Here is a 9,633-nt window from a genome sequence, read left to right as displayed (position 1 = left end):
TAGGCACGCTCACACAGGGTCGGAGGGGCATACAGGGCCCCTGAATCAGTGAAAGTCCCGGCTGCGGACATCCAGGCTTTGCAGCAATACGCTGACATCCTCCAGCCTTCGCGCGATCAGGTGGCGCACGCCGTTTTCCTGCTCCAGCCGGCCAGAGACCTTCAGCAGCCTTGAGCCGATCAGCGCACGGCGCTGGCGCTCGGCCAGGTCGCGCCAGACCACGACGTTGACCATGCCGAACTCGTCTTCAAGGGTCACGAAGGTCACGCCGCTGGCGGTTCCCGGACGCTGGCGTCCGACCACCAGACCCGCCACGCTGACAGTGTCGCCGTGCTCCACCCCATCCAGCTCCCGCGAACTGCGACAGCCACGCGCCGTGAGCCGGCCACGCAACAAGGTCAGCGGATGCGGTCCCAAGGTGGTGCCGAGGGTGGCGTAGTCGGCGACCAGGTCTTCGGCCACCGTGGGCACGGGCAGTTCGATCGCCTCCTCAGGCCCGGACTCGACCTGGGCGAACAAGGGCAATTGCGCCTGCACTGCCGCCACCTGCCAACGGGCCTGGTGGCGATCTCGCGCCAGGCCGCGCAGGGCGCCGGCATCGGCCAGGCGCTCGCGGGCGCGGCTGTCGAGCCCGGCGCGCAGGCTCAGGTCCTCGACATCGCGCCAAGGCCGCTCTGCCCGCCTCTGCTCCAGCCGCCGTGCATCCACTTCGGCAAAGCCGCGGATCTGCCGCAGGCCGATGCGAATGGCCAGCACCGTCTCTCCTTCCAGAGTGCAGTCCCAGAGGCTGTGGCAAACGTCCACCGGGCGCACCTCGATGCCCTGACGCCGGGCATCCTGCAGCAGCTGGTCGGGGGTATAGAAACCCATGGGCCAGCTGTTGATCAGCGCGCAGATGAAGATTGCCGGCTCATGGCACTTGAGCCAGCTGCTGGCGTAGGTGAGCAAGGCGAAGCTGGCGGCGTGCGATTCGGGAAAGCCGTAGCTGCCAAAGCCTTTGATCTGCTCGAAGATGCGGTCGGCAAAGCTGGCTTCATAGCCATTGCGCAGCATGCCCTCGATCAGCCGCGCGCGGTGCGGCTCAAGGCCGCCAGTGCGTTTCCAGGCGGCCATGCTGCGCCGCAGCTGGTCAGCTTCGCCGGCACTGTAGTCGGCGGCGACCATGGCCAGCTCCATGACCTGCTCCTGGAACAGCGGCACGCCCAGGGTACGCTCGAACACGGCTTTCAGGGCGTCCGAGGGATAGGTGATGGGCTCCTGCCCCAGGCGCCTGCGCAGGTAGGGATGGACCATGTCGCCCTGGATCGGTCCAGGCCGCACGATCGCCACCTCGATGACCAGGTCGTAGAACTCGCGTGGCTTGAGCCTGGGCAGCATGGCCATCTGCGCGCGCGATTCGATCTGGAACACGCCGATGGTTTCGGCGCGGCTGATCATGTCGTACGTGGGGCGATCATCAGCGGGAATGCTCGCCAGCGTCAGGCGCTTGCCACGGTGGCGCTCGATCAGGTCGAAGCAGCGGCGCAGCGCACTGAGCATTCCCAAGGCAAGGACATCGACCTTGAGCAGACCTACCGCATCGAGGTCGTCCTTGTCCCACTGGATGACGGTACGCTCCTCCATGGCCGCGTTCTCCACCGGCACCAGCTGGTCCAGCGGCTGTTCGGAGATGACGAAGCCACCCGGGTGCTGTGACAGGTGCCGGGGAAAGCCGATCAGCTCCCCCGCCAGCACCAGAATGCGCCGCAACAACGGGCTCTGCGCCTCGAAGCCGACCTCCTGCAATTGTTCAGCCGACGGAATACGGTCGGTCCAGCGCCCGCAACACTTGGCCAGGGCGTCGATCTGGCCGGCTGGCAAACCCAGTACCCGAGCGATGTCGCGCACCGCCCCGGCAGCGTGGTAGGTACTGACCACCGCAGTCAACGCCGCCCGATGGCGTCCATAGCGGCGAAACACATACTGGATCACTTCCTCGCGGCGGTCGTGCTCGAAGTCGACGTCGATGTCCGGCGGCTCGTCGCGTTCGCGCGACAGAAATCGCTCGAACAGCAGCTTGGTCTTCATCGGATCAAGCTCGGTGATGCCCAGCACGAAACACACCACCGAGTTGGCCGCCGAGCCCCTGCCCTGACAGAGAATGCCCTGCTCGTGGGCAAAGCTGACGATGTCGTGGACGGTCAGGAAGTAGCTTTCATAGCCAAGCTCGGCGATCAGCGACAGCTCCCGCTCCAGCGTCTCACGCACCTGCGCGCCAGGCCCGTCTGGCCAGCGCTGGGGCAAATGGCGCTCACACAACGCACGCAGCCAGGTGGTCGGGGTCTGGCCTTCGGGCACCACTTCGTGGGGATACTGGTAGCGCAACTGGCCCAGGTCGAACTCGCAGAGGCCGGCGATCTCCCGGGTGCAGGCCAGCAGCGCGGGCGGATACAGCTCGGCCAGCTGCGCGAGCGGGCGCAGGTGGCGCTCGCCATTGGCGAACAGATGCTGCCCGGCGTGGGCCACCGTGGTGTGATGGCGGATGGCGCTCATGCAGTCCTGCAGGGCCCGACGCCCGCGGGCGTGCATGTGCACATCACCGCAAGCGACGGCCGCGATGCCGAGGCGATCCGCCAGGCCCAGCAACTGTGGCAGGCGGGTGGCGTCATCGCAGCCCCGGTGCAGGTGCACCGCCAGGTACAGCCGATCGCGAAAGTGCTGCTGCAACCACTCACCGGGCGCTGGGTCCTGGGCATCATCGGGCACCCATAGCGCCAGCAGGCCCTGGTGATGGGCCTCGAAGTCATCCGCGAGCAAGCAGTACTCGCCTTTCCTTGCCCGGCGACGGGCACGGGTGATCAGGGCACACAGGTTCTGGTAGCCGGTCACGTCCTGTACCAGCAGCACCAGGCGCGGCCCGTCCTGTACTCGCGCTTCGCTGCCGACGATCAGCTTCAGGCCATGCGCCTTTGCCGCCTGCCACGCCCGCACGATGCCGGCCAGGGTGCACTCGTCGGTGATCGCCAAGGCCTGGTAGCCCAGCTCGGCCGCGCGGCGAAACAGCTCATCGGCGCTGGAAGCACCGCGCTGGAAGCTGAAGTTGGACAGACAATGCAGCTCGGCATAGGCCTGGGTGCTCATGAGAACCAGCCCTGCAGCCACAAGGGCCCGGCCTCGCTCAGGTCGCGGTAGGCCCAGCCTTGCTGGCCCGCCGGGGTCTCGATGCGGTAGTAGTCGCGGCGCACATCCGCGCCGTCCCACCAGCCAGACTCGATGCGCTCGGCCTGGCTAAGCAGGCGAACGGTTGATTCGGGAAGGGCCTGTGCCTGGGGCAGCAGCCAGCCCGGGCGACTCCCTGGCGCCACCGACATGGGCCCCGCCGCACCTTCGCTTGCCGCTTGCCAGGCGCATTCCGGACGATGGTCGGCGCAGGCTTGCAGACCCAGCACAGCATCATCGCCCAGGCGCGCGCGCAGCCGTTCACGCAGCTGGGGCCAGGGCTGGGCCTGTTGTGAGCGGGCATCGAAGAGCGCCTGATGCTGAGGCACGAAGGCCGGCAGGTCGTCGGCACGCAGGCGCAGGTTGCGTACCGGCGCAGGGATACGCAGCGGTTCGAGGCGACCCCGCGCCAGCTCGAACAGCACCGAGGCGTCGCGCTCGGCAGCCAGCAGGCCGACCTGCAGGCAGGTGTCGGGGCCCTCGGCATGCTCCAGATGCACGGCAAAGCGCTGCACGCCGCAATCACGCCCGGCAAGAAAAGCCGCCAGGTCGTTGATCATGCGGCGCAGGGGGAACAGTAGCGCCTGGTGCGATTCGACATCAAAATTCAGTTCAAGACGCGCCTCGAAGCTATCAGGCGGCTGGTAGAACGCCAGGCCCAGGCTGCGCAACCCGAGCAACTGGTCCAGGTGCAGTTGCACCTGAGCGGCGAAGCGCCGGGCCAAGGATTCGCGCGGCAGCGCCAGCACTTGTCCCAGCTCACGCAAACCCATGCGCGCAAAAGCTTCAGCGGCATCCAGTGGCAAGCCGATACGCGCGATGGGCATGCGTTTCAGGGCGGCCGTGGTGTCCTCCCGGGTAGGAGCGGCCAGGCCGTCATGGCCGTTTGCGAGCATCCGCGCGGCCACCGGGTTGCTTGCCAGCACGATCCGGTGGCGAAGGCCCAGCCCGCGCAGCTCTTCGCGCAAGCGCGCCTCGAACAGCGGCCACGGTCCGAACAGTTGCAGACTTGAGCCGACCTCCAGCAGCACCGCCCGCGGGTAATGCAGGCTGACCTGTGCGCTGAACCGATAGGCCCAGGCGGCGAGCAGTTGCTGCATCTGCTCGATGCCCGCCTCGTCCGCCTCCACGCAGGTGAAGCCGTCGGCCAGGGCCTGGGCGGCATTGAGCGACTGGCCTGCACGCAACCCGAGCGCCGCGGCCGCAGGGTTGACCGCCTGGAGCACGCGTCGCTGGCTCGGGCCACCCAGCAATACCAAGGGCGCGTCTGGGTTGTCGCGACCGCGCAGGACGGTGTCGAGCGCCAGTTGTGGCAAGAGAATACAGGCCCACAGCATGGCGCATCAGCCCCGCCCGTTTGCAGCGACAGGCAGGCTGGGTGGCAGGCCACCGCGGCACTTGAGCACTCGCCATTGCGCGGGCCGGGTATCGATGGCAATGCGCAATACCGCCGGGGACGGGTTGATTGACACCTGTTGCCCACGGCAGGCGAACGCCAGCGCCTGGCCCGTCTCGGCCGCGACCTGCAGCCGGCGCAAGGCGCGGTCATCCGCGCGCTCTGGCCAGCACAGCACCGCTGCGCAACTGCCTGAGCGCAGACACTGCTCCGCCGCCCACAAGGCCTCGCCGGGCGGCGCATCGACCTGGGACAGCCAGCGCAGGTCGACGCCTGCCGCCTGCCAGGCCGGCGCGAATGGAATGAAAGGCGGTGCCACCAGCACCACCCGCCCGCCTTCCGCCGTCAGCCGCGCCAGGCTGGGCCAAAGGAGTTGCAACTCGCCAGCGCCGGGGGCGCCCAGCAGCAGTTCGATGAGCGAGGCCGGCGGCCAGCCGCCATCGGGGAGGCAGGCATCGAGCGCCGCATGCCCCGTGGGCTGAAGAGCCTGTGGCCGCGACTGGGCCTGACGCCCGCGCCAGACCCGGCGCTGTTCAAGCAGCCCGTCGAGGTCGACGACCGCGCCCATCAGTCGCGCCTCAGCAGGCCACAGAACACCCCTTCGATCACGAAGTCGTGCTCAGGCCCTACCTCGATGGGCGCGAAGGCCGGGTTTCGCGGCATCAGGCGGTAGCGGCCAGCGATGCACTGCAAGCGCTTGATGGTGACTTCGCCATCGAGCCGGGCGACGACGATCTGGCCATCGCGGGCCTCGGCCTGCTGGCGAATGCCGACCAGGTCGCCGTCGAGGATGCCGTCGCCGATCATCGAGTCTCCACGTACCTTGAGCAGGTAGTCCGGCGTGCGCCGGAAAAAGCTCGGGTCGACCAGCAGCTGTTCGTGGATGTCGAGGTCGGGGCCTATGGGTGCACCGGCGGCGACCTGGCCGAGGACCGGGATCTCGAGGATCTCGGGGCGGCGCAGCGGTTCGGCCAGACGGATGCCGCGCGCCTGGTTGGGCGTGACATCGATGAAGCCGGCCTGGCACAGGGCGACGATGTGCTTGCGCGCGACGCTGCGCGAAGCGAATCCGAAGCGGCTGGCGATATCGGCCAGGCTCGGGGGCTGTCCATGTTCGGCGATGCGCTCACGGATGAAGTCGAGGATCGCGCGGCGTTTGGGAGATAGTGTGTCCATGGAGAACATTTGTACTCTTTTTACCGAAACCTGACCAGTCCCCTTTCGTCGCTGCATTTTTCGGTATCATCGCCCAGGCCCTTCACATCACACGGATGCCCCATGCTGAACGCCCTGCTGTTCGACCTCGATGGAACCCTCACCGACACCGACACCCTGCACCTGCAAGCCTTCCGGCACCTGCTCGATGAGCATGGGCGCACGCTGAGCCAGGCCGAGTTCGATGCCCAGGTCAGCGGCCGGGCCAACGGCGAGCTGTTCGCCGAGCTGTTCCCACAGTCCGACCCGGACCAGCAGAAAGCCCTGGCCAACCGCAAGGAAGCCCTGTTTCGCGACCTGTCGCCTGTGCTCGAGCCCATGCCCGGCCTGCTGCGCCTGCTCGAACACGCCCAGACCCAGGCGATCGGCGTGTGCGTGGTGACCAATGCGCCGCGTGACAATGCCGAGCACATGCTGGGTGCGATGGGCCTGGGCGGGCATTTCGAGCATGTCCTGGTGGCCGAGGAACTGGCCAGGCCCAAGCCCGATCCGCTGCCCTACCTGACCGGGTTGCAACGGCTCAACGCCGCAGCCGGCCAGGCCTTGGCCTTCGAGGATTCGGTGCCGGGCGTCACCGCCGCCAGCACGGCAGGGATCTTCACAGTCGGCCTGGCGACCAGCCTGCCGGCCGAGCGGCTGCTGGCCGCCGGGGCGCAAATGGTGATCGAGGATTTCGACGATCCGCGGCTGTGGGCGTTGATCGACGAGATGCGGGGCTGAACAGAACAAGGCGACAGTGTAGCGGCGTGGCTCACCCCGCTCGTCGGGCCAGCCGCCACCCGCTGTCGAACCCACCTCCCGTCGTTCGACCATGAGCACATCCCCCCACGTGGAGCGTGCCCCATGGAGATCCCTGACAAACACCCACTGGCCTCGCGCAATGAGTGGCTTGCCGCCCGCCGGCAGCTGTGGCTGCACGAAAAGGCCTTCACCCACCAGCGCGACGCGCTCTCTGCGGCGCGCCGTGCCCTGCCCTGGCTAAGGGTCGACACGCCCTACCGTTTCCAGGGCCCGGACGGCGAGCTGGGGCTTGGCGACCTGTTCGCCGGCCGCAGCCAACTGCTGGTCTATCACTTCATGTTCGTCGAGGGCTGGAACGAGGGTTGCCCGGGGTGCTCGTTCCTGGCCGACCATTTCGACGGTGCCAACCTGCACCTGGCCAACCATGATGTGTCGCTGGTTGCGGTGTCGCGGGCGCCGTATGGCGAGTTTCAGGACTTCCGCCAGCGCATGGGCTGGAAGTTTGCCTGGTATTCGTCCAGTGGCTCGGCCTTCAACCGCGATTTTGGCGTGAGCGTGCCCACCGATGGCAGCGGCCAGTACAACTACGAACCCTATCAGGGAGAGGAAGGCGAGCTGCCGGGGCTGAGCGTGTTCTATCGCGACGGCGACGGGGCCATCTACCACACTTATTCAACCTATGCCCGCGGCCTGGACATCCTGGTCGGCACCTACAACTTCCTCGACCTGATGCCCCTGGGCCGCAACGAGGACGGGACCATGAACTGGGTCCGCCATCACGACCGCTACGAAGGGGCCGAGCACAAGACACAGTGCTGCCACTGATCGACGGGCGCCGCGCTCAGCGTTTCATGCAACGCTGGTAGCGTTCGTCCACCCGGCCTGCGAACCAGGCCGTGGTCAGCTTGCGGGTGATCTTCGGGCTCTTGAGCTCGATCCCCGGCAGCACGGCGCGTGGCAACGCCTTGCCGGCAGCGGCGTCGGCCAGGCTGAACACGCCTTCGTACAGCTCGGTGTCTTCGAAGTCGAGGCTGTCGCCCTGCTCCAGGTGGTCGCGGATCACCGGGTTGCGCAGGCCCAGCTTCGGCCCCAGGCGGCGCGCGGCCGTCTCGGTGGTGCCCGGCATGATCGCACCGGGCGCCACGAGGTCGCCGTCCAGCGCCAGCTTGACCCCGCTGGCACGGCTCAGGGCGCTCTGGAACGCCGCATTGCGGCTGGCATACCAGCCGGCGTTGAAGTCGGCGAAACGGTAGCGTTGCTGCGAATAGTGCGTGGGGTAGCCCAACAGGTGGGCGATGCCGAAATACATGCCGCCGCGCCGGGTGAAGACTTCCTGGCGAACCGTGCCGCCATAGGCATAGGGATAGTCCTTGGCATGCGCTTCGGCGAACGCGATGCTGACCTGCATGGGACCGCCGGTATGGACCGGATTGAGCCCGCCGAGCAAGGTCTTGCCAAGCGGCAAGGCGCCGATCAGGTCGTCGAACAGGGCGCTGAGCTCCTTTTCGCTGCGCACCGACTGCAGCCGCTGCTGGTAAGTCTTGCCGTTGCCGGAACGGGTCTGCAGGCCTTTGTCGACCAGAAACCCTGGGATGTGCAGGCGCGCGGCGCGGCGGTCGATCTCTTCGCGGGCAATGCGCCCGAGCCCTGGCACCTGCGGATCGGCCTGGAACGTCGACTCCTGCTCGGTCACCGCCAGTACCGCGCACAGGTTGCTCTTGCTCGGGGTGATTTTCTGGGCACTGAAGGCCGTCTGGATATCCTTGGCCCAGCCCGCGCGGTCGCGGGTCGAGGCCGGCAACAGGCGCAGCAGGTCCGCGCGTACCTTGGCAGGGTCGGCCTGGGGGACTGGCGGCTTGCTCACGCAGCCTTGCAACAATGCCAGAATCACCCCACCCGCCAACGCTGAACGCCACGCCATGCCTGCACCCTCCAGAAGCTTTCGAGAGCCGCACCCTACCAGCCGACGGGTAGTTCAGGACAGCACGATGTCATACCAAGCTGGAGGATCGGCCCTCGACCTGCTCGAGGGCATCAGTTGCAGAAATGGAAGGTGAACGATACCGGCAGGTGGTCCGAGTCCGCGACCTGGCCCACCCGGCCCGCGTCGGCGGGGCGAGAGGTGCCATTGGCCAATGCATAGTCGAGCATGCTGGAAGGGCCTTGGCTGGGATAGGTCGGCGCCTGGGCCAGGACCAGCTCGGCGATGCCGGGCGGGGATATCCAGTTGCCACCCTGCGAATCGGACGGCCCAGGCGCTCGCGGGTCGCGGTTGAAATCCCCGACCAGCACATAGCGCGATGCGCTGTGCCAACTGACCTCCCGCAGTACCCTCGGGCAGTTGGAGCCGCCGTTGGAGATGGCGTGAAAATTGAGCACCGTCACCTCCTCGTCCAGGCCGCCAAGGCGCAGCCGCAGGCCCAGCACCGGCCGGGGCGGTATCGCTCCCGAGGGGGTCGTTATGCCGTCGGCGATCACCACCACGCTGCGCACATCGACCTGCGCGGACACCACCATCGCCAGGCGGACCCGCAAGCGCTGCACCTCGAGCAGGTAGATCTGGTAGGTCTCGGGCCTGCCGCTGGAGCCGGCCTCCCAGAGGTAATGGTTGACCTCGTGCAGCGCCCCGAACTGGTCAGGAATCTGCAGCCGGGCCACGTGCCGCGAACTGAAAGGCGCCACCCCCGCCTCCTGTAGCGCGACCACATGGTGCATGCGGGCCAGCGGAAGGACATGCAGGCGGAACTTGGAATTGGTGGTTTCCGAGCTTCCTTGCATGTTGAAGGTGGCGACCCTCAGGTCGACTTCGGCGCCCCGCCCTGGCAGCGTGCCAATCATCATCTGCAGACCGCCGCCAGGATCCGAGGTCCGGGCATGGTGGTACGAGCCGATGTTGCCCGAAAGTCGCAGGATGCCGAGCCAGGGTCCCCAGGCTGACATCACGGCAATCCTCAGCAGGCGCAGGGGTTCGAAAGCATCCAGCCGGTCAGGGCCCTGCTCGGCACGCACGCCGTTCTGGGTCAGGGCGAGATGGATGTTGTACAGCCGCAGCAGCACGGCGAACCCTTGGGCCCGTGGCGCCG

8 protein-coding genes are annotated in these 9,633 nt (G+C 67.4%); 2 read left to right on the top strand and 6 right to left on the bottom strand.

Going from position 1 to position 9,633, the window contains the following annotated elements:
* Positions 1–45: 45 nt before the first annotated feature.
* From VJS90_RS05865 to lexA, 4 genes are read right to left on the bottom strand one after another with little or no spacing between them, the layout of a single operon-like run.
* Positions 46–3,141, bottom strand: coding sequence for an error-prone DNA polymerase (locus VJS90_RS05865; RefSeq protein ID WP_324119967.1), 3,096 nt, complete (start codon positions 3,139–3,141; stop codon positions 46–48).
* Positions 3,117–4,535: a DNA polymerase Y family protein gene (locus tag VJS90_RS05860; RefSeq protein ID WP_324119966.1), complete on the bottom strand. Its 1,419-nt coding sequence runs from the start codon at positions 4,533–4,535 to the stop codon at positions 3,117–3,119. The genes VJS90_RS05865 and VJS90_RS05860 overlap by 25 nt, the downstream gene beginning before the upstream one ends.
* A 6-nt stretch (positions 4,536–4,541) precedes the next feature.
* Positions 4,542–5,162: a translesion DNA synthesis-associated protein ImuA gene (gene imuA / locus VJS90_RS05855; protein ID WP_324119965.1), complete on the bottom strand. Its 621-nt coding sequence runs from the start codon at positions 5,160–5,162 to the stop codon at positions 4,542–4,544.
* Positions 5,162–5,779 (bottom strand): transcriptional repressor LexA, encoded by a 618-nt coding sequence (gene lexA, locus VJS90_RS05850; protein WP_324119963.1) that lies wholly within the window; start codon positions 5,777–5,779, stop codon positions 5,162–5,164. The genes imuA and lexA overlap by 1 nt, the downstream gene beginning before the upstream one ends.
* Positions 5,780–5,872: 93 nt before the next feature.
* Between lexA and VJS90_RS05845 the strand changes: the two genes are divergently transcribed.
* Positions 5,873–6,529 (top strand): HAD-IA family hydrolase, encoded by a 657-nt coding sequence (locus tag VJS90_RS05845; protein ID WP_324119961.1) that lies wholly within the window; start codon positions 5,873–5,875, stop codon positions 6,527–6,529.
* Positions 6,530–6,652: 123 nt separating this feature from the next.
* Positions 6,653–7,375: a thioredoxin family protein gene (locus VJS90_RS05840; RefSeq protein WP_324119959.1), complete on the top strand. Its 723-nt coding sequence runs from the start codon at positions 6,653–6,655 to the stop codon at positions 7,373–7,375.
* Between the two features lie 16 nt (positions 7,376–7,391).
* Here VJS90_RS05840 and VJS90_RS05835 read toward each other — a convergent pair whose 3' ends face one another.
* Complete coding sequence (locus tag VJS90_RS05835; RefSeq protein ID WP_324119957.1) at positions 7,392–8,471, bottom strand: DUF1615 domain-containing protein; 1,080 nt, start codon at positions 8,469–8,471, stop codon at positions 7,392–7,394.
* Between the two features lie 113 nt (positions 8,472–8,584).
* On the bottom strand, positions 8,585–9,633 hold a 1,049-nt coding region (locus VJS90_RS05830), incomplete at its 5' end, for an endonuclease/exonuclease/phosphatase family protein (protein ID WP_324119955.1).

The organism is Pseudomonas sp., assembly GCF_035277045.1.
Classification (GTDB): domain Bacteria; phylum Pseudomonadota; class Gammaproteobacteria; order Pseudomonadales; family Pseudomonadaceae; genus Aquipseudomonas.
The sequence above is the reverse complement of the archived record's forward strand: the minus strand, read 5'-3'. Positions and strand labels throughout refer to the sequence as shown.

Coding starts and splice junctions, on each gene's coding strand:
- VJS90_RS05860 (WP_324119966.1), bottom strand. CDS start 4,535: ATGCTGTGGGCCTGTATTCTCTTGCCACAACTGGCGCTCGACACCGTC.
- imuA (WP_324119965.1), bottom strand. CDS start 5,162: ATGGGCGCGGTCGTCGACCTCGACGGGCTGCTTGAACAGCGCCGGGTC.
- lexA (WP_324119963.1), bottom strand. CDS start 5,779: ATGTTCTCCATGGACACACTATCTCCCAAACGCCGCGCGATCCTCGAC.
- VJS90_RS05845 (WP_324119961.1), top strand. CDS start 5,873: ATGCTGAACGCCCTGCTGTTCGACCTCGATGGAACCCTCACCGACACC.
- VJS90_RS05840 (WP_324119959.1), top strand. CDS start 6,653: ATGGAGATCCCTGACAAACACCCACTGGCCTCGCGCAATGAGTGGCTT.
- VJS90_RS05835 (WP_324119957.1), bottom strand. CDS start 8,471: ATGGCGTGGCGTTCAGCGTTGGCGGGTGGGGTGATTCTGGCATTGTTG.